We start from the raw sequence: 26,795 nt of genomic DNA, 5'->3' as shown, positions 1-26,795 counted from the left end.
TCGGGCGATCGTTTATTGAATTCGGGCGATCGTTTATTGAATTCGGGCGATCGTTTATTGAATTCGGGCGATCGTTCATTGAATTTGGGAGATTGTTGGAGCGCAGACTCTTGGGCGCAGGCAATCGCTCCAGAGCGCTTTTCCTCATACACCCAAGGTGATGTCTCTTGACTCGCCTATCTAGCCTCTACGCTGTCAACCAAAAACTGATGTAGGCGATTCGCTCAAAGAATTCGTAACTTGATGGCGTTGCCCTCTGGGGTTGCCGTAGGCATCGCTTGCTACAGCCACGCTTATTGTTCATACATTTTTATGCGTTAGCGTAGCTTACCGTAGGTATCTGCCACAGTTAAACCCGTTTTCTGAGCAATTGTTTCTTCATCTAACAAATCTAATAGCGATCGCTCACACTGTGTTGTTGGTCGCGTTGGCTATGGACAGCCATTTACAGTTCAAGTAACTGTTTATCGGCAGTTTTGAGGTTGATCGTAACAAGGGCGATCGCACTGAAATTAAATTGCGTTTAAATAGCTTTTTTACGGGTGCGATCGCTCAAGCGCGTTCCTCAGAATATAACTTTTTCGTGACAATATAAATTTGAGGCTTTTTTCTGGCTACTTTTTGTCTAAGTCCCAAAACCTATACTAATCACTTCATCAATCCTCTACTCTACGACGCCGACGCGGCTTTTGTTGTTGGTCTTCACGCAAGCGGCGACCGATTTCATTAAAGAAATCCCGCCGCAGATAAGGATAATCGCTAACCCAGAGGTCACGATTGGGAAAGTATATATCGCTGAATTCTTCAATACTGCTCAAATCTGGGCGATTTGACATCACTACCATTTCTGCAATTTGACCGCGAGTAATAACTTTGTGGGCAGGACGCAATGGTGCTACAAACTCAATGCTAAATCCTGTATCATCACCTATCTCTAAATTTATCTGTTTTTCTCGGTTTTCTACAATCACCAATTCGCCTTTGTTGTTGACTGTTTCGGTTTTACCCATCAATTGGTCTGTAATCCACCAATCTAGAACTCGACCACGGAAAAAGCCGCCGTACTTGTAACGGCGGCATTGTAAATTCCGCATACTTGCTTGAAACACTGGATACCACAACCAAAAAAAAGCGCCAATTACCCCTAGCACAAATACTATTGAAGCAAACTCAAGCTTGAAAATAACTGTTAAAAGCAAAATAACAACTATCGCAACTACAGAAATTAACAGGCGTTGCAAAAAATTTGAGAACTTCCCCCAGTAGTACTTGTACTGCAAACCAGTGGCAATTAAGGGGACAACTTGTTCAAATTTCTGGCGAGTCAGTGGTACTAACATGAGTCCTAAGTAATGAATGCCCAATAGTGTGTTTAAAGTTTAAAGTATCTTTTCTAATCCATATACTAATGACTTTAGCGCTAAGACTTTGCGAATCGCTAGTAGCACTCCTGGCATATAACAAGCGCGATCGCTCGTATCATGTCGTAAAGTATAAATCTGCCCTGCTGCGCCAAAAATCACTTCCTGATGGGCAATCAATCCCGGTAAGCGCACGCTATGAATTCTAATCCCTTCATCTGCGATACTGCCCCTTGCTCCTGCTAATTTTTCCGTTTCTTCTACAAGAGCAGGGTTAAAAGTTTTACCCAATTCTCCTAGTAACTGCGCTGTTTGAATGGCAGTACCACTGGGAGCATCAGCTTTTTGGTTGTGATGCAGTTCGATAATTTCCACATGGTCAAAATATTTTGAGGCTGCGATCGCAGCTTGTTGCAATAGCACCATCCCAATGGAAAAATTAGGAATAATTAGACAACCAGTGCTAGCTTTGTCGGCAAAATCTGCCAAGTCTTGAATTTGTTCTGGACTTAACCCAGTGGTGCCGACTACAGGACGAATACCGTAAGCGATCGCACTGCGAATATTGTCATAAACTGAATCGGGATGGGTAAAGTCTACAATCACCCCTGGAGGAGACTGTCTGTCACCAGCCACATACCCCAACATCGGTTCTAATTGATTGGTAATCGGCACTTCCAGAGGTTCGCTTAAACCTGCCAACTCCCCAGCGTCTTTATCTTGATGTTCTAAACTGTGGTCAATTGCACCCACTAGGTTTAAGTCAGGCGCTTGCGCCACCGCCTTAACCACCTCACGGCCCATTTTGCCAGCAGCACCGTTGACAATAACCGGGATAGGAGCTTGATTCGTCATAGGTCGAGAAATACTTTTTGAGTCAACAAGGGAATTGTAAAGACTTTCGCGATCCAGTAGCTAGCTTCTCAAATCTCTGGCTTAATTTCACCTACCCTGAATTATTGCAGCTAATCGCTTAGTTTTTCTACTTCCCAAAACAGCGGTTCTCGTTTTCATTGCACTATCTTACCCAGTTACCCGTTTTATTTACCGATCGTACTGCCTTGATAAGTAGTCCTTATAAAATATATCAGCCTTTGTTTGTCAAGTCTAGTTGACCATTTGTAAGATTATTGTTATATTTATTTACATAGCTTAGTAAAGCCCCAAAAAAAGCCGCATAGCTAAAATTGCACCTTGTCTATTACCTATATAGTTTTGGTTGCGTTGGGTGTTAACTAAGAAAAACAAACTTTGGTATTGGAATATTCCATCGACATTTGAACTTCTCCCATCTACCTCGGCTATCAAGTCGGGGTTTTTTATGTTTTTGATTAGCACCTTATTTCTTTAACTTTTCTAAGGAAACTTCCGCTCTCGCACTTCCACGGCATAATCTTGCACGGCTTTGGTAATCGTCTCGCGCAAATTTGTGTAAACTTTGGCGAATGGTGGATGCTTTTCTGCCAGTCCGAGGACATCTGAGGTAACTAAAACTTGTCCATCGCAGTGAATTCCTGCACCGATACCAATTGTGGGAATACTCAATTTTTGTGAAATCTGCATTGCTAAATCTGCGGGTATATGCTCTAACAACATGGCAAAAGCACCCGCTTGTTCTAAGGCGATCGCTTCTTGTAAAATTCTCTCACTCGCTTCTTGGGTTTTCCCTTGTTGTCGCAAACCAAGTTGATGTACCGATTGGGGTGTCAAACCTACATGACCCATGACTGGAATTCCAGCTTGCACCAAACGGGCAACAGTTTCTACCATTTCTGGATAACCACCCTCTAACTTAACGCCTTGCGCTCCAGTCTCTTTCAATACCCTACCAGCTGAATGTATCGCTTGTTGGATACTTTCCTGGTAGCTCAAAAACGGTAAATCAACAAGCAGGAATGCCTGTTTAACCCCACGGCGCACGGATTTGGCGTGGTATATCATCTCATCCAAAGTTATTGGCAGTGTTGTTTCATACCCAAGAACTACTGCCATAGAATCACCCACGAGGATTAAGTCTACACCAGCTGCGTCGAGGAGTCGAGCGATCGCATAATCCCAAGCGGTCAACGCGACAATTGAACGTCCCTGTTGTTTCCATTGAATTAATTGCTGGGTAGTGATTGCCATTTATTTGAGTGCTGAGTAGTGAGTGCTGTTAGCGGAAGCGGGGCGTTTAGCCCGTGCTGAGTTAGAAGTTAGGAGTTTTGAATTTAAAACATTTTTTAACTTAATAACTCCTAACTCATAACTCTTAACTAATCATTTAACAGCGCGGCTGAAAGCAATATGGGGTTTTGCACTGTCCGTTTTGGGCATTAACCAAGCTAGACCTTCACTAGTGCCAATCCATAATTTATTGCCGATGTCAGGTGCAAGGGTAATAACCCGACTAGAAGGAAGTCCAGCAACTTCTGTGTCTAATACAGCTCCTGTATTTGGATTTAATCGTAACAAACCATTACTAGTCCCGACCCAAACACTACCATCTTTAGCAAAACGTACCGCTGTCACGTCACGCCCGCGCAGACGAGTTACAGACCGCAACACTGCACCAGTTTTTGGGTTAACAACTAGCAAATTATTCGGCATTCCCGCCCAAATTAATCCTTCTGGACTAATAGCTAAAGCTTGTACACTCGTCCCAGGTAAATCGGCTATTCGCTTCATAATCGCAGCACTAGCAGTATTTACCCGCACCAATCCATCAAGAGTACCAACCCATAATTGACCTTCAGCATCTAAAGTTAGAGCGTTAGCGCTGACACCAGGCAGATTTTTTAATGTTGTCATAATCAAGCCTTGGTCGGGACTAATGAGAGCTAAACCGCTATCGGTTCCAGTCCACAAATAACCCCGTTTGTCAAGTAACAGTGACAACACGCGTTTAGAAGGCAAAAATAAATTTTGTGCAGTAATTTCGCTAGTGCGGGGGTCAACTCGAACTAGTCCTTCATAACTTCCTACCCACAAACGTCCTACCTTGTCTTGGGCTAAAGCTCCAATGGCAACATTCGGTAAGCTCACACGAGAAATAATCTTGCCGGTTTTAGGATCGATCCGCGATAGCCCTCGCCAAGAACCTACCCAAAGATTACCTGTAACATCTCCCAGTAAATTACCAACCCGATAATCAGTTTGTGGGGAATTTTCTTGCACTCCCCGCTCATCGGGTAAAGGTTCTACTCGCGGTGGCGGTGGGGAAGCTGGGTAAGCGGGGGTTAAATCAGATGAATTAATATCAGGGGTTTTTTGTGCCCATCCTATACTTGGCAAAGCTATCAACCCCAGCAAGATAGAAGTAGTCAATAAACTAGTACGCTTGCAAAACAATACCACGGTGACATTTCCTTTGGAGACAGTACCCATAGCATTTACCTAAACTGGCTTTGGGTTAATTTCAGTGTTCCCCTAGCTGGGATTTTTTAAACATTGGATATTGGGCGTTGGGCATTGGGCATTGGGCAAGGGGGAGTAATAAAAAATTAGCTCTTTCTCCCCTACTCCCTCATCCCCCTCATCCCCCTCATCTCCCCATGCCCACACACCATTAATGACACTTTGTAAAGCTTTTGTAACAAAAAGTTTAAATCTTTATGTAATAACCAAATTAAATAGATAAGTTAAAAACTTTCAAAGAATAACTTATCGAATTCTTGATATATTGTGAAACAAGTTACAAATTACGTGGTGTGCAATTCTTTTATCTTTATGCTCACCACTCTACTAAATCTCTGTCAAGTAAATTCTTTTCTGGTATCTTTTCCATCAAAGGGAAAGATATAAGGAGTGTAAAAGCGGGAATGTGTGCCAGCCAGCCAAATCCCCTGAATACCCCAATTTATGGGGGAATTATCTAAATCAAGCCACAAAAGGCGGAAGTTTTGGTGAAATTGAGAAGGTTTAGTTGGGTGCGAAGAAGAGGTAAAAAAGAATTTTGATTTTTAGCAAGAGGGAACAGTAGAAGCGCTAGGTCGTGTACCCCAAGAAGGGGAAAACACTGGTGAGGAGGGCTACCACCGCTACCAAAGTGTCCGCAGCAAAAAAACTGCTAACCTTTGCCAAAGGCAACTCCTAACAAAAAATTTTTCCGATCTTCCCCTCGCTCAAGGGGGGCAAGAGCGAGGTGAGGGGAAGTTGCACAAAACGTGATTTGATAATTAAAAAGAGTGATTTCAGGGAAGGATAAAATTATGTCTTACGCTCAAACGAGGACTCAGAGCAAATCTGGGTATCAAGCCGGGGTTCAAGATTACAGACTAACTTATTACACACCGGATTACACTCCAAAAGATACCGATCTTCTAGCTGCGTTCCGCATGACACCCCAGCCTGGTGTTCCTCCCGAAGAAGCAGGTGCGGCTGTAGCGGCTGAATCTTCCACAGGTACTTGGACAACTGTGTGGACAGATTTGCTCACCGACCTCGATCGCTACAAAGGTCGTTGCTACGACATCGAACCAGTTCGGGGCGAAGACAACCAGTACATTGCTTACGTTGCCTATCCTTTGGACTTGTTTGAAGAAGGTTCTGTAACCAACGTGTTGACCTCAATTGTCGGTAACGTGTTTGGTTTCAAAGCTCTGCGGGCACTACGTCTAGAAGACATCCGCTTTCCAGTAGCTTACATCAAGACCTTCCAAGGGCCTCCCCACGGTATCCAAGTTGAGCGCGACAAGTTAAACAAATACGGTCGTCCTTTGCTGGGTTGTACAATTAAGCCCAAATTGGGTCTTTCCGCAAAGAACTACGGACGCGCTGTATACGAGTGTTTGCGCGGTGGTTTGGACTTCACCAAAGACGACGAAAACATTAACTCCGCACCATTCCAAAGATGGCGCGATCGCTTTTTGTTCGTCGCTGAAGCTATCAATAAAGCCCAAGCAGAAACCGGTGAAATTAAAGGTCACTACCTAAACGTTACCGCTCCTACCTGTGAAGAAATGCTGAAGCGGGCTGAGTACGCTAAAGAACTCAAAATGCCCATCATCATGCATGACTACCTCACCGCAGGCTTCACCGCCAACACCACATTGGCTCGTTGGTGCCGCGACAATGGTATATTGCTGCACATTCACCGTGCTATGCACGCTGTAATTGACCGTCAAAAGAACCACGGTATCCACTTCCGTGTATTGGCTAAAGCTCTACGTTTGTCTGGTGGTGACCACGTCCACACCGGCACTGTAGTTGGTAAGTTGGAAGGTGAACGCGGTATTACAATGGGCTTCGTTGACCTGTTGCGTGAAAACTACATTGAGCAAGACAAGTCTCGTGGTATCTACTTTACCCAAGACTGGGCTTCTCTACCTGGTGTAATGGCAGTTGCTTCTGGTGGTATCCACGTATGGCACATGCCCGCGCTGGTAGAAATATTCGGTGATGACTCCGTACTGCAATTCGGTGGTGGTACTTTGGGACACCCTTGGGGTAACGCTCCTGGTGCTACAGCTAACCGTGTCGCCTTGGAAGCCGTTATTCAAGCTCGTAACGAAGGCCGCAACTTGGCTCGTGAAGGTAACGATATCATCCGCGAAGCTGCCAAGTGGTCTCCTGAATTGGCTGCTGCTTGCGAACTGTGGAAAGAAATCAAGTTCGAGTTTGAAGCAATGGATACCGTCTGATCTGGGTTAACAGTTAAGAGTTAAGAGTTAAGAGTTAGGATTTGCATGAATTCATAACTCATAACTCATAACTCATAACTCTTCAGGGCTGGGGTCAAGCATGAATCTTAAGCAAATTGCGAAGGACACAGCCAAAACTCTCCAAAGTTATCTGACTTATCAGGCTCTAAGGACAGTATTGGCACAGCTAGGCGAAACTAATCCTCCATTAGAACTTTGGCTACATAACTTTTCGTCTGGCAAAATTCAGAATGGTGAATCATACATTGAGCAACTGTTGCGAGAAAAACCAGATTTGGCTTTGCGAATCATGACTGTCAGGGAACACATTGCGGAAGAAATTGCAGAATTTTTACCGGAAATGGTACGCACTGGCATTCAGCAAGCCAACATGGAACAGCGTCGCCAGCATTTAGAACGCATCACAGGAATAGACACATCTAACCCCAGTCTGCAACCAGAACAGCAAAAAACTTCAGATCAGAATTTGGATAACTTATCCAATTAGTTCGGTCAATCTACTAGTAAAAATCGCAACCCATTATCAAAAGCTATGCAAACTTTACCAAAAGAGCGTCGTTACGAAACCCTTTCTTATCTTCCACCTCTGTCTGACGCTCAAATTGCCAAGCAGATCCAGTATATTTTGAATCAAGGTTACATTCCTGCGATCGAGTTTAATGAAACTTCTGAGCCAACAGAATTATATTGGACAATGTGGAAGTTGCCTTTGTTCGGTGCTAAATCCACTCAAGAAGTGTTGAGCGAAGTTCAAGGATGCCGTTCTCAATTCAATACCAGCTATATCCGTGTTGTGGGTTTTGACAACATCAAGCAGTGCCAAATTCTCAGCTTTCTTGTTCACAGACCCAACAAAGCCAACAGATACTAAGCCTAGTAAGTTGGAATTAATCATGGGATAGTTGAAGTAATTTGTCTATCCCTGTATAGGAGAGGTAGAATTATCTGCCTCTCCTATTTACTAAATTTTTTTTGAAACGCAGAGGGGCACAGAGGTTTACGCAAAAGGGCGCAGAGTTATTCTCTGTGTGCCTCTACGTTTTTTAAGAGAGTAATAGAAGAGCGTTAGGGCCACTAGCAGACCAGTAAGACCATACAAAATTACGATTAGAGGTGAACCCCAGTAGTTTAGTAAGTATTATGCCGACATTTGGGCATTTAACCCTCACCATCTAATGCATTATCCGAAGCGTCCCGGTTGGTGGGAGAATAAAAACGAGAAATGATGCAAGCCTTGTGTTATCTCCAGCCCAAAGGAATCTGTAGAAATGTGGAAACGAATTGTATTAATTTTGCTATTGGTGTTGAGCTTCAGTCTGAGTAATTCTGATGTTGCGGCTGCGGCTGGACTCAAAAGCTTTGTAGACAGCAGTGATGGCTATCAGTTTTTATATCCTAATGGATGGCTGCCAGTTAAAGTTGCCGATGGTCCAGATGTGGTTTTCCACGATTTGATTGAGGTGTCTGAAAATGTTTCGGTTGTGATTAGCCCAGTTCCTGAAGGCAAAACTTTGTCAGAATTGGGAACCCCAACAGAAGTAGGATACAAATTAGGAAAAGCGGCTCTCGCGCCTCCTGACTCTGGTCGTTCGGCTGAATTAGTCAATGCCGCACAGCGAGAAGTAGACGGTAAAACATACTACCTTTTAGAGTATGAGGTTAAACTCCCCAATCAACAGCAACGACACAACATCGCTAGCGTTGCTGTGAGTCGTGGTAAACTTTTTACCTTCAACGCCTCAATTCCTGAAAAACGCTGGCAGAAAGTCAAACGAATGATTGATGAGGTTGTCAATTCTTTTTCTGTTTATTAATTATTAATTGGGAAATGGGGAATGGGGAATAGGGATAGAGAATATATTTAATCACCAATGCCCAATGCCCAATTAACAAATTTTTCTAAAATCTCATGAAAATTCCACCTTTTGTACTTGCCTCAGCTTCCCCAGCCCGACGCCGCTTGCTGCAAACTGTTGGTATTGAACCGATAGTTCAACCTAGTGACTTTGATGAGTCGCAAATTGAACTAAGTGAACCAGCAGAATTGGTCAAAACTCTTGCCCAGTATAAAGCGGAAACTGTAGCCCCACAGTTTGAATCAGCTTTGATTATGGGTTGTGATTCAGTTTTGTCCATCAATGGTGAAATTTACGGCAAACCAGCAGACTTCTCTGAAGCGATCGCTCGTTGGCAGATAATGCAAGGTAACTCTGGCGACCTGTACACAGGTCATGCTTTAATTGACCCTGACCAAAACCGTACTTTAGTCAAGTCTCAAGTTACAAAAGTTTACTTTGCTCAAATGAGCGAGAAGGCAATTAAAGCTTATGTTGCCACAGGTGAACCCCTCAAGTGTGCTGGTGCCTTTGCCATTGAAGGTTTTGGAAGTTTCTTCGTGGAAAAAATTGAAGGCTGTCACAGCAATGTAATTGGACTGAGTTTACCCCTGCTGCGGCACATGCTAGAGGAATTGGGATACGATATCACTGATTTCTGGCAATAGTCGTTTGTCATTTATCATTTGTCATTTGTCATTTGTCCAAAGTGAATAACCAATGCCCAATGCCCAATAACTAATAACTATAGCCGTAGCCAGATATGTTAGGACAATATTGATTCCTAAAAGCCTTGATTTAACTGGGTTTATACTCAGCACGGGCTAAACGCCCCGCTATCCATGTACAGCACTCAGCACTTTGCTATAAATTGCCCGATATTGAGTATTGTCTCTCCATGATCTGGAATCCAGGCTAGCCACTCATCTGCTGAAACCGGACACAATAAAAGTGCTTCGTCAAAACTAAAGGGGTTGGGAAGTTGCAGAAGGTTTACCCAAGTAGAAACTCTGAACCTCTGTAAACCTTGCAGATTGTGCCTTATTGCTTGCACAGCAAAATCCGGTCTATGAGAATCTAGTTTCATAGCTTTCTATTAGCCTTCAAATATGAGCTAATCTAAAATTATTTATGTAACCTAGACTACAAAATCAATAACCCTTGTGAAAAGTATCTGTCTTATAAATTTACGTTGGCTGGGTGTAAGTGTTTGCTTATATTGTTGCAAACCACAACAGGTATGGCACGACAGGTTGTAGACTGGCCATTAGATCGCATTCCCAACTAGATATGTCATTTACTTCTATGCCCTCGCTGCGTGAGCAACAACATCCCCTAATTCGTCAGCTAGCTGATTGTATTGAGGCAGCTTGGCATCAGCACCTGGATTTATCCCCCTATCATTTGCCTAATGAATTGGGGTATGTGGAAGGTAGACTAGAAGGCGAAAAACTGACGATTGAAAACCGCTGCTATCAAACGCCCCAGTTTCGGAAAATGCACTTGGAACTGGCAAAAATCGGAAATATGCTGGATATTTTGCACTGTGTCATGTTTCCTCGTCCAGAATACAATCTACCGATGTTCGGTTGTGATTTAGTTGGGGGTAGAGGTCAAATTAGTGCTGCGATCGCAGACCTTTCTCCTATCCAAGTAGAACGCACCTTACCAGAATCGTATACTTCTGCGCTGACACAGCTAACAGTGCTTAACTTTTCCCAACCCCGTGAATTACCAGAATGGGGAAATATTTTTTCGGATTTTTGTATCTTTGTGCGCCCCAGTTCCCCTGAAGAAGAAACAATGTTTCTGTCGCGGGTGCGAGAATTTTTAGATATTCATTGCATCCAAGCGATCGCTTCTAATCCTGTTTCAATTGAACAAGTCACGCAAAATCTCGCCGGACAACACAACTACTGCACCAAACAGCAGCAAAACGATAAAACCCGCCGCGTACTAGAAAAAGCCTTTGGCCCAGCTTGGGCAGAAAATTACATGACCACAGTTTTATTCGACCTCCCAACTTAAAATAATTCGTAATGACGCTCCTACGGACGCTCGATTACTCGCTAGCGCTGTGCTAACGTAATTCGTAATCACGCTCACTGACTCGCTAACGTCATTAAGTTTTGTAAATCTTATAAAGACAAGAGCCACAAAAGTTGCCTCTGTTAGTTGCTATGCAACTTAAACCCCCGAAATTAGTTAATTATCTCCCTCATCTCCCCCATCCCCCTCATCTCCCCATCTGTAGGCTCTGTTACGTTTTCAGCTAACGGATAAATGTAGAATTCATTCAACGAGAGTTTAATGGAGTCCCAAAACAGCAACAGGGAGAATAGTAAGGTTTTTGAAGCGAATATTACAAAATGGTTTGTTGTCTTGGTAGGTGCAAACAACTAGAGACAGCTAACTCATCGACCAGAAAGTTAAGGAAACTCTGATGTTAGGAATGTTCAAGTTGACAGACACTTTTTGGTTAGTTAATCGTTGATTGACTTAAGGAAGACTAACTTTTGTAGCAAGATTGTGTCCAACAAAGGCAACAGTCTATTTTTGATGTTTCTTTTCAATTTTGTGACTAACTATATCCGTAATGAATGTAGCAGTAAAGTACCGCATCATACCAATTTAGGATTTTGTGTAGAGACGTGATATATCGCTTCTCTATATCTAGATTCATACTGCTTGTGAATTCTGCTAACTTCCATTGCACTTATGTCTCAATAATACTCAGAGTTATTGAATAGCCAGCTATTATAGCGCTTCTTAGTTTCAATACAGACCTAACCCTGCCCTTTAGTAAGCCTCAAAGCTTCTCTCCTAAAAGAAGAGAGGTCAAAGTGTATTGCATACATAATGAACGGCTATAGAAAACACCATTTTGTAAAGCCATAGTGTTGAACGTTCATCACACAATGGATTTTTAAGCCATACCCAGCTTGAAACCACTGTTGTTTGTCCTAATAGCTGGCTGTTGATTAAAAACCTTTTTATTTTTACTTCCATCACCACAATTCAGGTAAATGGGCAACATACTATGTCAAGGGTGACTGAAAAGCCGAAGCCAAGTGAGCAGGCACTTAATCATGAACAACCTAAGATTTGGTGGGGTATCGCTGTAGCCGTACCAATAGTAATCGCTGCTGGGATACTAGGTACAGCCAAAATCGAGCAGTTAAGAAAACTAACTACATCCGTACCAGTAATGCCATCTACTAATAGCATTAGTGCTGTAGGGCGTTTGGAACCGCGAGGCGAAGTTGTTAAATTGTCCGCCCCATCATCAGGATTAGCACCATCGTCACGAATTCAGCAACTTCTGGTGAGAGAGGGTGAACAGGTAAAACAAGGTCAAATTGTGGCAATTTTGGACAACCGCGATACCCAAGTAGCCGGACTACAAGAGGCAAAAGCAAAAGTCCAAGAAGCCCGTGCAAATTTAGCACAAGTCAGGGCTGGCTCTCCAAGAGATATTCAAGCTCAAAGAGCAGTTATTGCTCGCCTACAAGCGCAGTTACTTGGGGAAAGGAATGCTCAACAAGCAACGATCGCGCGGATTGCAGCTCAGTTAAGTGGTGATAAACTTGTCCAACAAGCAACCGTGAATCGCCTAGAAGCTCAACTTAGTGGGCAAAGAGATGCTCTCAGAGCAACGCTTACACGTATTCAAGCCGAACAGCGCAATGCTCAAGTCGATGCCGGACGCTATGATTATTTATACAAAGAAGGTGCTATTTCTCAGCAAGAGCGTGACAGAAGACGCTTGAGTGCAATAACTGCTAATCAGCAGGTGGCTGAAAGCCAAGCTACCCTAAAGCAGACATTGGCAACTTTGCGACAGCAACTTGCTGAGGCTAGAGCCAACCAAATACAAAATTTAGCAACTTTGCAACAGCAGTTAATCGAAGCTAAAGCTAACCGTGATAAAGCTGTAGCAACTTTGCAAAGACAAATCGATGAAGAAAAGGCCAAACTAAGCAGAATTTTAGATGTTAGTCCTACCGATGTGCAAGTAGCACAAGCCCAAGTTAGTAATGCGATCGCAAATGTCAGAAAAGCCGAAGCAGAACTAAGGTTAAGCTACGTTCAAGCACCAATCGCTGGAGAGATTTTAAAGGTTTATACCAAATCGGGTGAAGCAATCGGCGCAAATGGCATTGCTGAAATTGGCCAAACCAACCAAATGTTTGTAATTGCTGAAGTCACTGAAGACAGCATTGGTAAAGTGCGTCTTGGTCAAAATGCTACTATCACCAGTGATAACGGCGCATTTAGCGGCGAATTAAAGGGAACTGTCACTGAAATTGGTAGAAAAATTGGTAAAAAAGATGTGCTGAATACAGATCCAGCAGCAGATGTGGATGCCAGAGTTGTAGAAGTTAAAATTGCTCTGTCTCCAGAAGATAGCCAAAAAGTTTCCGGTTTAACTTACGCCAAAGTTCTTGTCGATATTAATAATTAATTAAGTTGTAGGTGAGCAGTAACCCCAATCCATAAGTTGATATTTTGGATTAAAAATGTTTTTTTAAACATTCTATCAATCCGATACAGGTGTCACCATAAGGGGTGGAAAATCTCAAATCACTAAACTTGCTAAAATCCCTATAAAATGAATCAAAAAATACCTCTGTCGTGGCTACAACTGACAAGAGAAAAAACTCGCCTAGCTGTGGCTTTAGCAGGAATTGCTTTTGCAGATATTTTAATGTTTATGCAACTCGGCTTTCGAGATGCTCTGTATTATAGTAACGTTCGATTCCATAACAGCTTGCAAGGCGATATTATTTTAATTAATAGTCAATCTAACGCTATATTAGCAATGAGAAGCTTTTCTCAACGACGATTATATAAAGCTTTAGAATTACCCGCAGTTCAATCAGTACATCCGATATATTTGGACTATACAATCTGGAAAAACCCTGTTACAGGCAGGCCTCGGAGTATCCTAATCTTTGGAATGAATCCAGAAAATAACCTATTTAACTTACCTGGAGTTCAGGAAAATTTAGATAAACTTAAACTACCTGATATAGTTCTATTTGACCGTTCTTCTAGGGTAGAGTATGGCCCGATCGCTGCTAATTATGATCAAGGAAAGATTGTAACAGCAGAAGTACGAAGGCGGCGAGTTAAAGTAGAAGGGCTATTTACATTAGGCGCATCATTTGGCGCAGATGGTAATTTAATCACGAGTGATATCAACTTTCTGCGAATATTCAGTAATCGTCAAAAAGGATTAATTGATATTGGGCTAATTAGATTAAAACCAGGAGCTGATGCTAATGTTGTTGCTCAAGAATTACGCAAGTATTTACCTAATGAAGTAAATGTTTTAACTAAACAAGAATTTATTGACTTTGAGCGGAATTATTGGGCAAATAGTACAGCTATTGGCTTTATTTTCACATTAGGGACTGTCATGGGTTTTATTGTTGGTACTGTGATTGTTTATCAAATTCTTTATACAGAAGTTGCAGATCACTTAGCTGAGTACGCTACTCTTAAGGCAATAGGTTATACACAAAACTATTTATTGACAGTCATTCTTCAAGAAGCTTTATTATTAGCAATTTTAGGCTATTTTCCTGGAATAGTTTTTGCCCTATTTATGTATAATAGCGCCAGAAGTGCAACACTTCTACCAGTTTTTATGAGTTTTGACCGAGCAGTAATGGTATTAATTTTGACTATGCTAATGTGCATTATTTCTGGTGCGATCGCAGTTAGAAAATTACGCTCTGCCGATCCAGCAGATATCTTTTAATTAATATTTTATTAATTAAAAATATATTAATAATAAGTTTAATTTATGATAATAAGTAAGCGAATTTTATTTCTGACAGTCACTATTAAATTTTGGAACTACTAATTTATAACTAACAAAAGTATGATGGAAAAAGAACCTGTAATCGCCATTAAAAATCTCAATCACTTCTATGGCAAAGGCTCACTGAGAAAACAGATATTATTTGACATTAACCTAGAAATTTATCCAGGTGAGATTGTGATTATGACCGGCCCATCAGGTTCAGGTAAAACAACATTACTGAGCTTAATTGGTGGTTTGCGCTCTGTACAACAAGGAAGTTTAAAATTTTTAGGTGAAGAACTTATTGGCGTCAGTCAAAACAAATTAGTGCAGATGCGACGCAACATTGGTTATATTTTCCAAGCTCACAATTTGCTAGGGTTCTTGACAGCCAAGCAAAATGTGCAAATGGCGGTAGAATTGAACGATAATATTTCTCAAACAGAAGCAGTGGCTAAATCAAAAGCTATGCTGGGGTCTGTTGGTCTAGAAGAACGAGTTGATTACTACCCAGACAATCTTTCTGGTGGACAAAAACAAAGAATTGCGATCGCCCGCGCCTTGGTGAACCGTCCCCCCTTGGTACTAGCAGACGAACCAACAGCAGCATTAGACAAACAATCAGGACGCGATGTTGTGGAAATAATGCAGAGTCTAGCCAAAAATCAGGGAACTACTATCTTATTAGTGACACACGACAACCGCATTTTAGACATAGCCGATCGCATCGTAGAAATGGAAGATGGTCTTCTAACCCGTAATTCCTCTAATACACTTATTCAGTCATGACTTTTAGTCATTTGTCCTTTGTGAATGACCAATAACCAATCACTAATGACTAATGACCAATGACAGCGATAATTTATTGTCTAGCCGAGCCTGATTTTTTAATTCCAGGTGACTTTGGTGGAGTTGGAGTATTTGGTTGGCGACTGGTACGGAAAGTTACATTCACACCTTCGTTCGATTGTTCCAGCACTAGTAGAGGCGTAGGTTTAGCCTTTTGATCCCAATGCATGGTCGCAATCCGACCTTGAATTATTGGTTGCCAACTATCTTCGTCTTCGATGGGGCTTAGGTAAGTTTCTATACAATCAATAATTTGACTAATAGTCGCAGAAGTTGCTTGCGTCGGTAACTTCATTAACTTGATTTGAATCCGAAACAGCACCCGTTTAGCAGAATTCCCTGGACTACCAGTCTCATACTCGACATCAAAAATTTCATCCACTTGCCGTCCAGCACTATTAGCAATTCCAACCGATCCTTGTTGGGCTTGATTTGGACGCAGGGCTTGAGAAATTTTTTCTTTGATCTGAATCTTTATTTGATTAAGAATTGCAAAATGAAACACCTCCTCTGACATCCGCATTCGCAGATAATCCAGGTTAAAGTCTCGTGAGTTCACCAAATCAGGATTAGTTTCCATTTTGCGAATTGTTTCCAGCGCCAGCTTAAACTTTTTCTCTAGTTCTCGTGCGCGGAATTGTTCAAACTTAAGTTTTTTCTCCAGCTTATCCTTCTGGAGTTTAATATACACAATCAAAGCAATCACCATTAAAGCCAGTCCTCCAGAAGTTACCAACAATAAAGGTGGTATTTCAGGATTACTTGCTGGCACTTCCTGGGATGCCTTTTTAGTAGTCTTTTTCCCGGAGGATTGGGCAAGAAACATTGAAGTGGACATGGTTGGAAACTGAAAAACTTGACTCCTGATGTTTAGGATGCCCAAATCTTCAAGGTCATCTTGCTGTATGATTAATATTTTTTACAGCCTTTTACAAACCGTATATGTCCAGACATTTGAGCCTCCCTCCCCTATCTGAGGTTTCATCTACAAGCTTGAGCAAGATTCGTCTGATAGCCACAGATATGGATGGCACCCTGACTAGACGAGGAAAATTTACTCCCGCACTGCTACAAGCTTTAGAGGATTTAGCCGCAGCTGACATTAAGGTGCTAATTGTCACAGGACGTTCTGCTGGGTGGGTAAGTGGATTGAGTAGTTTGATGCCAGTGGCAGGTGCGATGGCAGAAAATGGCGGTTTGTACTTTCCCCCTGGAAATCAGAAACCAGTAGTTTTAACACCTATTCCCGATTTAGTTCACCATCGCCAGCACTTGGCTACAATTTTTGAGAATTTACAAACTAAATTTCCCCAAATCCAAGAATCTGCTGATAATCGCTTTCGCATCACCGACTGGACTTTTGATGTAGCTGGTTTGCGTCAAGACGAAGTACAAACCCTAGATAATCTCTGTCAACAAATGGGCTGGGGATTTACCTATAGCAACGTGCAGTGTCACATTAAACCCCAAGGACAAGATAAAGCTGTGGGATTGTTGCAGGTATTGCGCGAATATTTGCCCCAGTACTCATTAGAACAAATTGTCACTGTGGGTGATAGCCCCAATGATGAAAGTTTATTTGATCGGCATTATTTTCCTGTTTCTGTAGGCGTGGCCAACGTCCTGGAATATGTGAATCAATTGAAATATCAGCCTGCTTACATTACTACTGCTGCCGAAGGGGAAGGTTTTTGTGAGTTATCTAGTTATATTTTAAAAAGCTTGTACATCCCAAGTTAGAAAGAAGTAGAGTTGTTCTACAATAATCTCGTAGCACTGAGTTTACAACCATGACAGCTACTCTACCTGTTAGTGTCAAATCAGAAATCTTCAAAAAGACCCTCTATCAACAGTTAGGTGTCAAGGAATGCTGGCTATTTGACCCTAAAGGCGAGTGGGTGGAACAACAGTTATAGCCGTAGCCACATAGGTTAGGACAATATTGATTGCTAAAAGCCTTTATTTAACTGGGTTTCTACTCAGCACGGGCTAAACGCCCCGCTGACGCTAACAGCACGGGCTAAACGCCCCACTATCGCTAACAGCACTCAGCACTTTGCTATACGTGGCTATCGCCTGCGGGGAGAAATCTACGAACCTATACAAGATGGACGCAGTGAACCGTTACAACTACGCTTGGTGGTTGAGGGAAGGCTAATTGGGTTTTATCGAGAGGATACAGGGGAAAAATTACTGATCCCTGGTGAACTGGTAGAAGCTTTAAGGCAGGAAATTTTAGCAAGACAACAAGCAGAAGAACTAGTAGAACAGGAACGCCAACGAACAGAACAGGAACGCCAACGAACAGAACAAGAACGCCAACGAGCAAAACAGGCAGAATTGCAGATAGAACAGTTAAAGGCAAGGTTGCGTTCGCCTTTGGCGTTGGCGCAGCCATCGCTCAATGTAGACCCCGATACTATTCAGTAACATTGCTTTAAGCATTATCATTTTTTACTTAGGGTCGTCGCTGGACTATAAAAATTGCTGCACGCTGTAGTAAAGACAAGCTAGACTGCCGACGATATAAACTAGCCAAGTTCCGAAAAAACCGATTGCCCTGCCCAGTGATGGCCCATAAGTCTGTATTAATCCCCAAGCATGGGCAATCCGAGCTAGTGTCAATAGAGTACCTAGCATCCACAACAGTCCCTCCCCAGCCTGCATCCACTCTAGGGCAATTAGGAATATAAGGCTAAGTGGTACGTATTCTGTAAAGTTACCATGCGCTCGGATAGTACGCTGCAACACCCCATCTTCTATGTTTTTGGTGACAATAGATTGTTGTGTCATTTTTTCCACAAACTCTGCCCAAACATTCGGATGATCTAGGTAATTGGGCTGTGAAGCAACCTCAGATGGAGATGCACCATGCCAAATCCGAGTACGGGTGCGTTCCATTGCCACTCGGTAAGATAAACCCAAAGCAAGTAGCCCATGACAGCCGATAAAGAAGGTTGAAATAGGAATCAAAACAGGCATTGACAATCACTCAAATCGAAATCCTAACTTTGAAAATACTTGGCTGCAATTGTTACTGTCTTTTCAATTCTTGCGGAATATTGAAATTTGCTTTTTGAGACAATAAGGTTGAAGCATTTAAATTGCTGTTAATACTTGATTGCCTCTGCCCATGAATTTGCTAAAAGAGTTTTTGTTCAATCCCCCAGAACGGAAAATTCCCCTCGATCAGCCCCCACTAGAAGCTTTACCCCAGTGGGGACACTGGTTAGAAACACCAGAGTTGATGGTAGCAATCATTCCGCCAGGACATTTAGAAGTTAATATTCGCTCACCACTTAACCTTGTGGTCACAAGTTTTGGAGAAACTCGTGGGATTGCTGCCTTCAATGCTGATCGACTGCAACCTTACCAAGCCCTACCAGGAGATTTTGATATTGTGCCTCAAGGTAGTACTTATAGTTCGGTGGAAGATGCTTCTTGTTTTGTGGTGTTTGGATATTCCCAATCTTTTCTAGAGCGGATAGTTAAAGTGGAAGCAGAGGGACAGACAATTGAATTACAGCCAGGGCAAATTCCCAAAACTCACTGGGGCTTGAGTGCTGCGATCGCTATACAAGAGTTTTTTTATAATGGACAAATTGGTGGTGCATTTTACTTAGAATCAGTTGCAACGGCGGTGTTGGCACAGATTATTCACCGGCGTTCAAACCTATCTGGACGGCTCAAACGTCCACCAGAGTTTTTAGAACCAAATTTGTTAAAGTTTGCCTTGGAATACATCAGAGCGCATCTATCCCAGGAACTTAACCTGAACCAGATTGCTGCTACGGTAGGATTCAGTCCCTACCATTTTGCACGAGCATTTAAAGTCACAACTGGACTGTCACCTTATCAGTATGTCCTCCGGTGTCGGTTGGAACTTGCCCAACAACTGTTACAAAACCAAAGGCGATCGCTGGCGCAGGTAGCCGTAGAAGCAGGATTTGGCAACCAAAGTCACATGACATCTGTGTTTCAACGAATGCTACACACAACCCCCAAGCGTTATCAGCAAGAAATAAGTAGTATTTTAGACCATGTATAAAACCGATATATGTGTAGTTTTCTGCAAGCCGGTTTGAAAAACTTTATCCTGTCTGGGTTTACAATTTGCTACATCTAAGTTTTTCAGCCATCATTTACAACGGAAAATCATGCCTTTCGAGATGATCTTGCAGATTTTTGGTTATATCTTAGCTAAATACCAAGTAAACAATTTGTTACCTGTATTTTTGCTACATTTATTACCTGAGACAGAATACAATAGATGAATCTCTAGCGCGTTTCAATCTAGTGAGTCTCAACAATACTGCTTTGATTGAGAAGACTGTTTTATACAGTAATTCCCAAACAAAATTGAATCAAAGGATAAATAAACCGCCAGCCTTTAAGCACCCAGAGACGCTAAGAGATTAACAGATACTTCAAGGATAGGTTAGCGTTTTATTTCCTACTTCCACTAGAAAGTCCAAGATCAATGTAGAGTCAAGAATTTACCTTTAGATATTGAGGTATAAAATTATGCAAGAAATTGAAAGATTCTTTGGCAACTTGTTCAGTGGCATAATCAACCGCTTTAAGTATTCTGCGATGGACGCTGCTGATCGCAAAATGAGAGAAACTATCGACGATCAGATCGAACAACGGCGACAAAAACCCAAACCCAAAGATCGAGAAGACCGCGAGTAGACCTTTAAAAAAGTAAGATTTTCATTAGTAAGTGCTGCCTGATTGTTGAGTAGGCAGCACTATTTTCTTGACCTCACTCGGTCAAGCAATTACAACTCTTCAGAATATGCTAACCTAGTATGGTTAACTAATCTCGCACATCTAAGAATTCGGGTGTTTCCCGATTGGGAAATGCACTTGGATGGAGGTTTAACCCGAATTGGAGTTGAAAAATATATGCCAGTAGTTTCATTGGCTCAAATGATGGAGTCAGGTGTTCACTTTGGGCATCAGACCCGGCGTTGGAACCCAAAAATGTCTCCTTACATTTATACTTCCCGCAATGGCGTGCATATTATCGACTTGGTGCAAACTGCCCAGTTGATGGATAATGCTTACAACTACATGCGATCGCACGCAGAACAAGGGAAGAAATTTCTTTTTGTCGGCACCAAGCGCCAAGCAGCTGGAATTATTGCCCAAGAAGCCAGCCGTTGTGGTTCCCACTACATTAACCAACGCTGGTTGGGCGGAATGTTGACCAACTGGGCAACCATCAAAACACGGGTTGACCGTCTGAAAGATTTAGAACGCCGTGAAGAAACTGGCGCACTAGATTTATTACCGAAAAAAGAAGCATCAATGCTACGTCGGGAAATGACGAAGCTTCAGAAATACTTGGGTGGCATTAAAACAATGCGGAAAGTGCCCGATATCGTGGTAATCGTAGACCAACGCCGGGAATATAACGCAGTTCAAGAATGCCAAAAGCTGAATATTCCCATTGTGTCCATGTTGGATACAAACTGTGACCCCGATGTAGTAGATATCCCCATCCCAGCAAACGACGATGCTATCAGATCGATTAAGCTGATAGTCGGAAAATTGGCAGATGCCATTTATGAAGGTCGTCACGGTCAGCTGGATGTTGAAGATGATTACGAAGATTACGACGGTAGTGAGTATGACGATGACTACGAAGAAACCGAATATACTGATGCCGTAATTCCCGACGAGGAAGCAGAAGAATAGTGCTGAGTCAAGAGTGCTGAGTGCTGAGTAAGATAGAAAGACTCAGCAAATTCGATAGTGCTGAGTCTTGATTTTTGAAGTTGTAAGTTGTGATTTGTCAATGAAGAATAAAATTGATAACTGAACACTCAAAACTCAGCACGGGCTAAACGTCCCGCTAACGCTAACAAAACTCAGTACTCAGTACTAAATTAGGTGAGTGATTACAACTCGAGGTCAAGTTAGGAATTGAGGCAAAATGGCGGAAATATCTGCAAAACTCGTCCAAGAGCTACGCCAAAAAACTGGTGCCGGCATGATGGACTGCAAAAAGGCGCTGATAGAGACTGAAGGCAACGTAGAAGAAGCCGCAGACTGGCTACGGAAAAAGGGCATCTCTAAGGCAGGGGCAAAAAGCGATCGCATTGCGGCAGAAGGGCTAGTAGACACTTACATTCAGCCCAAAGGCCGAGTGGGTGTACTCATAGAAGTCAACTGCCAAACCGACTTTGTTGCTCGTAACGAGGCTTTTAAAGCTTTAGTTAAGAATCTAGCAAAGCAAGCAGCTACTGCTGATAGTGTTGAGTCTTTGTTGGCTCAACCCTATATTGATAATGAAAGTGCGACTGTAGAAGAATTTATCAAGCAAACCATTGCCACCCTTGGTGAAAACATCCAAGTGCGCCGCTTTGTTAATTTTGCAATAGCAGAAGGCACACAAGGTGTAGTAGACAGCTACATTCACACTGGCGGTCGAGTTGGTGTATTAGTAGAACTAGGTTCCAAAACTGAGTCAGTGGCTGCTAATTCAGAGTTCCAAACCTTGGCACGGAACACTGCAATGCAAGTTGCGGCTTGTCCTAATGTCGAGTATGTGAGTGTAGACCAAATCCCCGCCGAAGTTGCCCAAAAGGAAAAAGACATTGAAATGGGCAAGGATGATTTGGCGAACAAGCCTGAAAACATCAAAGAAAAGATTGTTCAGGGACGGATTGAAAAACGCTTGAAAGAATTGACTTTGCTTGATCAGCCTTACATTCGCGATCAGAGTATTTCCGTGGAAGACTTGATAAAGCAAGTGAAGGCACAATTAGGCGAAGAGATTCAAGTGACTCGCTTTGTCCGTTATATACTGGGCGAAGGCATTGAAAAGCAAGAAATGAGCTTTGCTGATGAAGTCGCTGCACAAATGGGTACCAAGTAATATTAGTCATTAGTTATTAGTCTCTACCAAGGACAAATGACGAATGACTAATGACTCTTTACAAAACAGGTCAGGTTATTTGCTTGACCTGTATTTTATTTAGTAAAGACAGAAAATTTTGCATTTAATTTAAAATCTAAAATTCTCTAAAAAGTTATCCTAAAATAAGTTTGTACATTTGTACTATGTAATGGTTCAGATGGGCAAGAGCGAAAAAATATGGCAAGAGCAATCGAGCGAATTGAGCAGGATATTGCAGCACTCGAAGAAGCGATCCGGGCGATCGCAATCGAACTACAAAGCGCTTATGCTAGCTATCTAAACACCTTGGGGCTAGCTGTACGCAAACAGTTGATTCTCGCAAGTTACCACCTCTGTACCCAAGGGTATCCCGAAAACTTTTTGCATTTGTCATTGAATCAGCGCCAACAATTGCAACAAGCTATTCGTAAGTTGGGTCAACTGGCAGCTGAACAATTGCTCATTTATCTTAAAAGTGAAGAATCAGGGGAAGATGAGGGAGATGAGGCAGATGAGGTGGATGAGGAAGTAACATCCTCTTCATCTTCACTATTTTTCACTTCTAATTCTCAGTATCTCACTGCCAACACCTCCGATCCTATAGAACTGGCAAAATGGCAACAGAAATTAGAAGAGGCTGCGCAAGAGATACTGAAAAAACTTTCGCATGATGCTAATCTTTTGTTACAAAAAGCTGGAGTATTACGGAAAAAATTACCAGAACCGATTTTAGCAGCAGCGGCGGCAGCATCAGAAGCATCTGCTGAGGTGATGCCAGGGCCACCCAATTTATTAAATTTAGTAATTGAAATTGAAAATGAGCAACAGTCAGAAGATTCTGGACTGACTCAAATCATGGCTATTAACCTGCGGCTAGGAGAAATTGAATTTGCTGATGTGACACTTTCCTCTGAGCGCAAGCGAATCCGCAGTATTTTAGTTCAGCTAAACAAACTAGGACGAGAGTATAAAAAGAGATATAAAGAAAAGGCGATCGCTGAAGCGGAAGCTGCATGGCGTGCTAGTTGGTTTGAGGATTAGTCATTTGTCCTACCCTGCGGGAAGCCGCTGGCGCGTCTATGTCCTTTGTCCAGAGTCAAATGACCAATGACTAATGACCAATGACCAATGACCAATGATTAATGAAAAACCAGATTGGATACGATTGCACAAAGCCTTAGCAATAGAAGCTGAACGTGGCTTTACAGACTTGATGGGCAGAGAATACCGTTTCAGTGAATTTCTGAGCCTAACTTTGGGCAAATTCCCAACAGGCTTACCCCAAATTGAACGCCGCCGTTGGCAAGGATTAGCGGTGCAATTTGCTAGTTATCCACATCTAGCACTGGAAGAAAGGCAGCATTTAGTAGCAGAGACTCGTAGGTATCTTTCCCAACTACAGCAAGAGGAGCAGCGGAAGGAGGGGGAGCAGGGGGAGCAAGGGAGAATTTATAAATCCAAAATTAAAAATCCAAAATCTCCAATTGTTACTGAGGTGAGTCGGAGACTTGCACCAAAAATTGAGCAAAAACTCAGTGATTTACCAGAAATAGGTTTTAAAAAAGCTGATAATTTGGCACGGCTTGGTTTACATACCGTCCGTGATTTGCTTTTCTACTATCCTCGTGACCATATTGATTATGCGCGTCAGGTGAATATCCGCGAGTTACAGGCGGGTGATACGGTGACAATAATCGCTACAGTGAAGCGTTGCAACTGCTTTACTAGCCCGAAAAATCAGAAATTATCAATTTTAGAATTGGTAGTAAAAGATAACAGCGGTCAAATCAAAATTGGCCGTTTTTACGCAGGTACGCGCTTTAGCAGTCGCGCTTGGCAAGAAAGTTTAAAACGCCGTTATCCAGTAGGTAGTATTTTGGCGGCGTGTGGGTTGGTGAAAGAAAGTAAATACGGATTGACACTGGATAATCCAGAACTAGAGGTTTTGGCAAATCCAGGAGATACGATTGAGTCGCTAAATATTGGGCGGGTAGTACCAATTTATGGACTGACTGAGGGCGTGGTGGCGAATACAGTGCGACAGGCGGTAATTGCTGCTTTACCCGCTGCGGCTAACCTGAAAGACCCTTTGCCAAGTGGTTTGCGGCAGAAGTATGGTTTGATGGAATTAAAAGATGCGATCGCTAATATCCATTTTCCCAGCGATAGCGCCGCCCTACAAGTTGCCCGTCGTCGCCTAGTTTTTGACGAATTTTTCTACCTGCAACTTGGGTTACTCCAACGTCAACAGCAAGCAAGAGCGATTCAAACCAGCGCCATCCTTGTCCCACGCGGTCAACTTGTAAAGAAATTTCACGAAATACTGCCTTTTCAACTCACTGGCGCACAGCAACGAGTTCTCAACGACATTCTCAACGATTTACAAAAACCCGTGCCAATGAATCGTTTGGTGCAAGGTGATGTCGGTTCTGGTAAAACAGTCGTCGCCGTGCTGGCTATCCTTGCAGCAATTCAATCTGGCTACCAAGCGGCGCTGATGGCTCCTACAGAAGTTTTGGCAGAACAACATTATCGCAAGTTAGTTAGCTGGTTTAATCTACTGCATTTACCAGTGGAATTACTAACAGGTTCGACTAAAACTGCTAAACGAAAGCAAATACATTCTCAGTTAGGAACTGGTGAATTACCTCTGTTAGTGGGAACTCATGCCCTGATTCAAGACCCCGTAAACTTCCATCAACTGGGGTTAGTAGTCATAGATGAACAGCATCGCTTTGGGGTAGAACAACGGGCACGTTTGCAGCAAAAAGGCAATCAACCTCATGTGTTAACTATGACAGCTACCCCAATTCCCCGAACCTTAGCACTGACGATACACGGGGATTTGGATGTGAGTCAAATTGATGAGTTACCACCGGGACGACAAAAGATTCAGACAACAGTATTGTCAGGTCAGCAACGCAACCATGCTTACGACCTCATCCGCCGAGAAATTGCCCAAGGTAGGCAAGTTTATGTGGTTTTGCCCTTGGTGGAAGAATCAGAAAAACTGGATTTGCGATCGGCTGTGGAGGAGCATCAAAAGTTACAAGAAAGTGTTTTTCCCGACTTTCAAGTTGGGTTGCTGCACGGTCGCATGAGTTCAGCCGAAAAGGACGACGCCATAACCAAATTCCGCGATAACCAAACGCAAATTTTGGTTTCTACTACCGTTGTTGAGGTTGGTGTAGACGTACCTAATGCTACAGTAATGCTCATTGAAAATGCAGAGCGATTTGGACTATCGCAACTGCACCAACTACGGGGGCGCGTTGGTCGTGGTGCGGCTCAGTCCTATTGTCTGTTGATGAGCAGTTCCAGAAGTCCTGATGCTCAACAACGGTTGAAGGTATTGGAACAATCTCAGGATGGTTTTTTTATTTCCGAGATGGATATGCGTTTTCGTGGGCCAGGGCAAGTACTGGGAACTCGTCAATCAGGAGTGCCAGATTTTACCTTGGCGAGTTTGGTTGACGATGAGGAAGTTTTACTTTTAGCGCGGCAAGCAGCGGAGAAAATTATAGAGATGGATGTTACTTTAGAGCGTTGGTATTTGATGAAAGAAGAATTGAAGTATCGGTATGAGCAGTTAATGGGTGGGGCGATTTTGACATAACTATGTCCGATTACATCTCAATAGCCTTGAGTAAGTTAGATAGGAGTATTGCGATCGCCTGATAAAATTATCAGCTGTGTATGTAAAATTATTCCTCCTCTTGTTGTTTTTCAGCTTCAGCAATTTCTAATTGTTGTACCTGTTGAACTGAAAACTCAGTGACTCGGGCAAACTTCCACAGACACTCCCTCTCTGAGCAGCTCGTCATAAACGGCGCAATTCATCTTTAATTTCTTAATAGAATTAGTTATTTTAAACCAATACGGTTCAGTTAAGGATAATTGTAGGTTGGGTTGAACGAAGTCAAACCCAACAAACCCTGAACTTAGTCCAGTCATTGTATGCACACGAACATAGATAATATTTTCTTCAGTGTGAATCCAGCAGTGTCGAATGACGATCTGAACGCACTGTTTGCCAGTGCTTGGGGTTGGCCGCAAGATCTCCACAATGACTTCCAACCAATGCTTGAGCGGAGCATCGCCTATACTTGCGCTTATTGTTCAGAGCGTTTGATTGGCTTTGTGAATTTGGCGTGGGATGGAGGTTTTCACACCTTTATTTCAGAGGCCGTCGTTCATCAGGACTTCCAAAGGCGCGGCATTGGTAGCCAGTTAGTGCGCCAAGCCATTGATGTCGCTCGGCATAAGAAAGTTAAGTGGGTTCATGTAGATTATGAGCCACATTTGCAAAACTTCTATCAAAACTGTGGCTTCTACCCCACCTCTGCTGGGTTAATCAAGTTCGAGTAAGATGACAACGCCATAACAAGG

The 26,795-nt window shown here is 42.7% G+C and carries 24 protein-coding genes and 2 pseudogenes; 19 read left to right on the top strand and 7 right to left on the bottom strand.

Annotated elements, in window-relative coordinates; genetic code table 11:
- Positions 1 to 656 precede the first annotated feature (656 nt).
- The 4 genes from HWQ58_RS03365 to HWQ58_RS03350 all read right to left on the bottom strand — a co-directional run bounded on the left by HWQ58_RS03365 (position 657) and on the right by HWQ58_RS03350 (position 4,727).
- Entirely contained in the window at positions 657 to 1,340 is a 684-nt protein-coding gene (locus HWQ58_RS03365; RefSeq protein WP_292857709.1) for a phosphate ABC transporter permease, read from the bottom strand.
- 39 nt (positions 1,341 to 1,379) lie between these two features.
- The gene (gene dapB / locus HWQ58_RS03360; protein ID WP_292857706.1) at positions 1,380 to 2,216 is read right to left on the bottom strand and encodes a 4-hydroxy-tetrahydrodipicolinate reductase; all 837 of its coding nucleotides are present in this window, start codon (positions 2,214 to 2,216) and stop codon (positions 1,380 to 1,382) included.
- A 501-nt stretch (positions 2,217 to 2,717) separates the two neighbouring features.
- On the bottom strand, positions 2,718 to 3,488 hold the full coding sequence (gene panB, locus HWQ58_RS03355) for a 3-methyl-2-oxobutanoate hydroxymethyltransferase (RefSeq protein WP_292857703.1): 771 nt from the start codon (positions 3,486 to 3,488) through the stop codon (positions 2,718 to 2,720).
- 132 nt (positions 3,489 to 3,620) lie between these two features.
- The gene (locus HWQ58_RS03350; protein WP_292857700.1) at positions 3,621 to 4,727 is read right to left on the bottom strand and encodes a two-component regulator propeller domain-containing protein; all 1,107 of its coding nucleotides are present in this window, start codon (positions 4,725 to 4,727) and stop codon (positions 3,621 to 3,623) included.
- Between the two features lie 824 nt (positions 4,728 to 5,551).
- Between HWQ58_RS03350 and HWQ58_RS03345 the strand changes: the two genes are divergently transcribed.
- From HWQ58_RS03345 to HWQ58_RS03325, 5 genes are all read left to right on the top strand, one after another.
- The gene (locus HWQ58_RS03345) at positions 5,552 to 6,982 is read left to right on the top strand and encodes a form I ribulose bisphosphate carboxylase large subunit (RefSeq protein ID WP_292857697.1); all 1,431 of its coding nucleotides are present in this window, start codon (positions 5,552 to 5,554) and stop codon (positions 6,980 to 6,982) included.
- 100 nt (positions 6,983 to 7,082) lie between these two features.
- Complete coding sequence (locus HWQ58_RS03340; protein ID WP_292857694.1) at positions 7,083 to 7,490, top strand: chaperonin family protein RbcX; 408 nt, start codon at positions 7,083 to 7,085, stop codon at positions 7,488 to 7,490.
- A 45-nt stretch (positions 7,491 to 7,535) separates the two neighbouring features.
- Positions 7,536 to 7,874: a ribulose bisphosphate carboxylase small subunit gene (locus tag HWQ58_RS03335; RefSeq protein WP_229497840.1), complete on the top strand. Its 339-nt coding sequence runs from the start codon at positions 7,536 to 7,538 to the stop codon at positions 7,872 to 7,874.
- A 397-nt stretch (positions 7,875 to 8,271) separates the two neighbouring features.
- On the top strand, positions 8,272 to 8,817 hold the full coding sequence (gene psbP / locus HWQ58_RS03330) for a photosystem II reaction center PsbP (protein ID WP_292857689.1): 546 nt from the start codon (positions 8,272 to 8,274) through the stop codon (positions 8,815 to 8,817).
- Positions 8,818 to 8,912: 95 nt separating this feature from the next.
- The gene (locus HWQ58_RS03325; RefSeq protein ID WP_292857686.1) at positions 8,913 to 9,506 is read left to right on the top strand and encodes a nucleoside triphosphate pyrophosphatase; all 594 of its coding nucleotides are present in this window, start codon (positions 8,913 to 8,915) and stop codon (positions 9,504 to 9,506) included.
- A 185-nt stretch (positions 9,507 to 9,691) separates the two neighbouring features.
- Here the strand turns inward: HWQ58_RS03325 and HWQ58_RS03320 are convergent, their stop codons facing one another.
- The gene (locus tag HWQ58_RS03320; protein ID WP_292857683.1) at positions 9,692 to 9,925 is read right to left on the bottom strand and encodes a hypothetical protein; all 234 of its coding nucleotides are present in this window, start codon (positions 9,923 to 9,925) and stop codon (positions 9,692 to 9,694) included.
- Positions 9,926 to 10,128: 203 nt separating this feature from the next.
- On the opposite strand from HWQ58_RS03320, the gene HWQ58_RS03315 reads away from it, so the two are divergent.
- The 4 genes from HWQ58_RS03315 to HWQ58_RS03300 all read left to right on the top strand — a co-directional run bounded on the left by HWQ58_RS03315 (position 10,129) and on the right by HWQ58_RS03300 (position 15,439).
- The gene (locus tag HWQ58_RS03315) at positions 10,129 to 10,866 is read left to right on the top strand and encodes a phycocyanobilin:ferredoxin oxidoreductase (RefSeq protein ID WP_292857680.1); all 738 of its coding nucleotides are present in this window, start codon (positions 10,129 to 10,131) and stop codon (positions 10,864 to 10,866) included.
- Positions 10,867 to 11,878: 1,012 nt separating this feature from the next.
- Positions 11,879 to 13,303 carry an HlyD family efflux transporter periplasmic adaptor subunit gene (locus HWQ58_RS03310; protein WP_292857677.1) on the top strand — a complete coding sequence of 475 codons (1,425 nt, stop codon included), beginning with the start codon at positions 11,879 to 11,881 and terminating at the stop codon, positions 13,301 to 13,303.
- 147 nt (positions 13,304 to 13,450) lie between these two features.
- Positions 13,451 to 14,605, top strand: coding sequence for an ABC transporter permease DevC (gene devC / locus HWQ58_RS03305; RefSeq protein WP_292857674.1), 1,155 nt, complete (start codon positions 13,451 to 13,453; stop codon positions 14,603 to 14,605).
- Between the two features lie 126 nt (positions 14,606 to 14,731).
- On the top strand, positions 14,732 to 15,439 hold the full coding sequence (locus tag HWQ58_RS03300) for a DevA family ABC transporter ATP-binding protein (protein ID WP_292857721.1): 708 nt from the start codon (positions 14,732 to 14,734) through the stop codon (positions 15,437 to 15,439).
- 73 nt (positions 15,440 to 15,512) lie between these two features.
- Here the strand turns inward: HWQ58_RS03300 and HWQ58_RS03295 are convergent, their stop codons facing one another.
- On the bottom strand, positions 15,513 to 16,337 hold the full coding sequence (locus tag HWQ58_RS03295) for a hypothetical protein (RefSeq protein ID WP_292857671.1): 825 nt from the start codon (positions 16,335 to 16,337) through the stop codon (positions 15,513 to 15,515).
- A 104-nt stretch (positions 16,338 to 16,441) separates the two neighbouring features.
- On the opposite strand from HWQ58_RS03295, the gene HWQ58_RS03290 reads away from it, so the two are divergent.
- The 3 genes and pseudogenes from HWQ58_RS03290 to HWQ58_RS03280 form a co-directional block, all read left to right on the top strand.
- Complete coding sequence (locus tag HWQ58_RS03290; protein WP_292857669.1) at positions 16,442 to 17,239, top strand: HAD family hydrolase; 798 nt, start codon at positions 16,442 to 16,444, stop codon at positions 17,237 to 17,239.
- Positions 17,240 to 17,322: 83 nt separating this feature from the next.
- Positions 17,323 to 17,412: pseudogene (locus tag HWQ58_RS03285) on the top strand (Uma2 family endonuclease); the annotation flags it as partial.
- A 151-nt stretch (positions 17,413 to 17,563) separates the two neighbouring features.
- Positions 17,564 to 17,929, top strand: a pseudogene (locus tag HWQ58_RS03280) (Uma2 family endonuclease); the annotation flags it as partial.
- A 45-nt stretch (positions 17,930 to 17,974) separates the two neighbouring features.
- On the opposite strand, the gene HWQ58_RS03275 reads toward HWQ58_RS03280, so the two are convergent.
- Positions 17,975 to 18,481, bottom strand: a complete 507-nt coding sequence (locus tag HWQ58_RS03275; RefSeq protein ID WP_292857666.1) for an MAPEG family protein — start codon at positions 18,479 to 18,481, stop codon at positions 17,975 to 17,977.
- A 151-nt stretch (positions 18,482 to 18,632) separates the two neighbouring features.
- On the opposite strand from HWQ58_RS03275, the gene HWQ58_RS03270 reads away from it, so the two are divergent.
- The 7 genes from HWQ58_RS03270 to HWQ58_RS03240 all read left to right on the top strand — a co-directional run bounded on the left by HWQ58_RS03270 (position 18,633) and on the right by HWQ58_RS03240 (position 26,774).
- Positions 18,633 to 19,547, top strand: coding sequence for an AraC family transcriptional regulator (locus tag HWQ58_RS03270; protein WP_292857663.1), 915 nt, complete (start codon positions 18,633 to 18,635; stop codon positions 19,545 to 19,547).
- A 476-nt stretch (positions 19,548 to 20,023) separates the two neighbouring features.
- Positions 20,024 to 20,191 (top strand): hypothetical protein, encoded by a 168-nt coding sequence (locus HWQ58_RS03265; protein ID WP_292857660.1) that lies wholly within the window; start codon positions 20,024 to 20,026, stop codon positions 20,189 to 20,191.
- Positions 20,192 to 20,407: 216 nt separating this feature from the next.
- The gene (gene rpsB / locus HWQ58_RS03260; RefSeq protein ID WP_292857718.1) at positions 20,408 to 21,202 is read left to right on the top strand and encodes a 30S ribosomal protein S2; all 795 of its coding nucleotides are present in this window, start codon (positions 20,408 to 20,410) and stop codon (positions 21,200 to 21,202) included.
- A 238-nt stretch (positions 21,203 to 21,440) separates the two neighbouring features.
- The gene (gene tsf / locus HWQ58_RS03255) at positions 21,441 to 22,385 is read left to right on the top strand and encodes a translation elongation factor Ts (protein ID WP_292857657.1); all 945 of its coding nucleotides are present in this window, start codon (positions 21,441 to 21,443) and stop codon (positions 22,383 to 22,385) included.
- Between the two features lie 219 nt (positions 22,386 to 22,604).
- Entirely contained in the window at positions 22,605 to 23,447 is an 843-nt protein-coding gene (locus HWQ58_RS03250; protein ID WP_292857654.1) for a hypothetical protein, read from the top strand.
- A 94-nt stretch (positions 23,448 to 23,541) separates the two neighbouring features.
- Positions 23,542 to 26,022 carry an ATP-dependent DNA helicase RecG gene (gene recG, locus HWQ58_RS03245; RefSeq protein WP_292857651.1) on the top strand — a complete coding sequence of 827 codons (2,481 nt, stop codon included), beginning with the start codon at positions 23,542 to 23,544 and terminating at the stop codon, positions 26,020 to 26,022.
- Between the two features lie 341 nt (positions 26,023 to 26,363).
- Positions 26,364 to 26,774: a GNAT family N-acetyltransferase gene (locus HWQ58_RS03240; protein WP_292857648.1), complete on the top strand. Its 411-nt coding sequence runs from the start codon at positions 26,364 to 26,366 to the stop codon at positions 26,772 to 26,774.
- Positions 26,775 to 26,795 lie beyond the last annotated feature (21 nt).

The sequence above is a fragment of the Nostoc sp. LPT genome (genome assembly GCF_017115165.1).
Lineage (GTDB): Bacteria > Cyanobacteriota > Cyanobacteriia > Cyanobacteriales > Nostocaceae > Nostoc.
The sequence above is the reverse complement of the archived record's forward strand: the minus strand, read 5'-3'. Positions and strand labels throughout refer to the sequence as shown.

Excerpts from the sequence above, each read along its gene's own strand:
- HWQ58_RS03365 (WP_292857709.1), bottom strand. The coding sequence starts at position 1,340 with ATGTTAGTACCACTGACTCGCCAGAAATTTGAACAAGTTGTCCCCTTA.
- dapB (WP_292857706.1), bottom strand. The coding sequence starts at position 2,216 with ATGACGAATCAAGCTCCTATCCCGGTTATTGTCAACGGTGCTGCTGGC.
- panB (WP_292857703.1), bottom strand. The coding sequence starts at position 3,488 with ATGGCAATCACTACCCAGCAATTAATTCAATGGAAACAACAGGGACGT.
- HWQ58_RS03350 (WP_292857700.1), bottom strand. The coding sequence starts at position 4,727 with ATGGGTACTGTCTCCAAAGGAAATGTCACCGTGGTATTGTTTTGCAAG.
- HWQ58_RS03345 (WP_292857697.1), top strand. The coding sequence starts at position 5,552 with ATGTCTTACGCTCAAACGAGGACTCAGAGCAAATCTGGGTATCAAGCC.
- HWQ58_RS03340 (WP_292857694.1), top strand. The coding sequence starts at position 7,083 with ATGAATCTTAAGCAAATTGCGAAGGACACAGCCAAAACTCTCCAAAGT.
- HWQ58_RS03335 (WP_229497840.1), top strand. The coding sequence starts at position 7,536 with ATGCAAACTTTACCAAAAGAGCGTCGTTACGAAACCCTTTCTTATCTT.
- psbP (WP_292857689.1), top strand. The coding sequence starts at position 8,272 with ATGTGGAAACGAATTGTATTAATTTTGCTATTGGTGTTGAGCTTCAGT.
- HWQ58_RS03325 (WP_292857686.1), top strand. The coding sequence starts at position 8,913 with ATGAAAATTCCACCTTTTGTACTTGCCTCAGCTTCCCCAGCCCGACGC.
- HWQ58_RS03320 (WP_292857683.1), bottom strand. The coding sequence starts at position 9,925 with ATGAAACTAGATTCTCATAGACCGGATTTTGCTGTGCAAGCAATAAGG.
- HWQ58_RS03315 (WP_292857680.1), top strand. The coding sequence starts at position 10,129 with ATGTCATTTACTTCTATGCCCTCGCTGCGTGAGCAACAACATCCCCTA.
- HWQ58_RS03310 (WP_292857677.1), top strand. The coding sequence starts at position 11,879 with ATGTCAAGGGTGACTGAAAAGCCGAAGCCAAGTGAGCAGGCACTTAAT.
- devC (WP_292857674.1), top strand. The coding sequence starts at position 13,451 with ATGAATCAAAAAATACCTCTGTCGTGGCTACAACTGACAAGAGAAAAA.
- HWQ58_RS03300 (WP_292857721.1), top strand. The coding sequence starts at position 14,732 with ATGGAAAAAGAACCTGTAATCGCCATTAAAAATCTCAATCACTTCTAT.
- HWQ58_RS03295 (WP_292857671.1), bottom strand. The coding sequence starts at position 16,337 with ATGTCCACTTCAATGTTTCTTGCCCAATCCTCCGGGAAAAAGACTACT.
- HWQ58_RS03290 (WP_292857669.1), top strand. The coding sequence starts at position 16,442 with ATGTCCAGACATTTGAGCCTCCCTCCCCTATCTGAGGTTTCATCTACA.
- HWQ58_RS03275 (WP_292857666.1), bottom strand. The coding sequence starts at position 18,481 with ATGCCTGTTTTGATTCCTATTTCAACCTTCTTTATCGGCTGTCATGGG.
- HWQ58_RS03270 (WP_292857663.1), top strand. The coding sequence starts at position 18,633 with ATGAATTTGCTAAAAGAGTTTTTGTTCAATCCCCCAGAACGGAAAATT.
- HWQ58_RS03265 (WP_292857660.1), top strand. The coding sequence starts at position 20,024 with ATGCAAGAAATTGAAAGATTCTTTGGCAACTTGTTCAGTGGCATAATC.
- rpsB (WP_292857718.1), top strand. The coding sequence starts at position 20,408 with ATGCCAGTAGTTTCATTGGCTCAAATGATGGAGTCAGGTGTTCACTTT.
- tsf (WP_292857657.1), top strand. The coding sequence starts at position 21,441 with ATGGCGGAAATATCTGCAAAACTCGTCCAAGAGCTACGCCAAAAAACT.
- HWQ58_RS03250 (WP_292857654.1), top strand. The coding sequence starts at position 22,605 with ATGGCAAGAGCAATCGAGCGAATTGAGCAGGATATTGCAGCACTCGAA.
- recG (WP_292857651.1), top strand. The coding sequence starts at position 23,542 with ATGATTAATGAAAAACCAGATTGGATACGATTGCACAAAGCCTTAGCA.
- HWQ58_RS03240 (WP_292857648.1), top strand. The coding sequence starts at position 26,364 with ATGCACACGAACATAGATAATATTTTCTTCAGTGTGAATCCAGCAGTG.